We start from the raw sequence: 514 nt of genomic DNA, 5'->3' as shown, positions 1-514 counted from the left end.
GTAGAAATTACCTGGGAACCAGTTTCTGCTGGTACTGGAAATTACCTGGAAGATTCTGTAAAAGAAACCTATGACGTAGGACATCTTGCTCCTGAGCAGACAGACTTTGGTGTACGGATCTCCGGTGACAGTATGGAGCCACTTTATCATACAGGCGATGTTGCATGGATTCAGAAAAAAGATTCTCTTGCTAATGGTGAAATTGGAATCTTCTATCTCAACGGCAATACTTACATCAAGGAATTACACGATGAACCAGATGGTGTTTATCTGATCTCTTTAAATCAAAAATATCGTCCTATCCAGGTTTTGGAATCTGACTCTTTTAAAATTTTTGGAAAAGTAATCGGGAAATGCAAAGGTGCAGAAATTCCGGGATTTCATTAGATTTCAACAGCAGGTTCATGATCCTGCTGATAACAATAAGCAAAGGAAGTGATTGAATGGCAATCAATAATACACTAAAAGATATTCGTGAAGAACGGAATCTCATTCAAGCAGATTTGGCTGAAGC

Annotated in this window: 1 protein-coding gene; it reads left to right on the top strand. The window is 38.7% G+C overall.

The window, feature by feature from the left end; all coding sequences use genetic code 11:
- Positions 1 to 387: S24 family peptidase (locus tag LIQ05_RS19500; RefSeq protein WP_226822944.1), on the top strand; the 387-nt coding region annotated here is incomplete at its 5' end.
- Positions 388 to 514: the final 127 nt, after the last annotated feature.

Source organism: Blautia glucerasea (genome assembly GCF_020537505.1).
In the GTDB taxonomy this organism is placed as follows: domain Bacteria; phylum Bacillota; class Clostridia; order Lachnospirales; family Lachnospiraceae; genus Blautia_A.
Note: the sequence above shows the minus strand (reverse complement) of the source record. Positions and strands in the feature narration are given on the sequence as shown.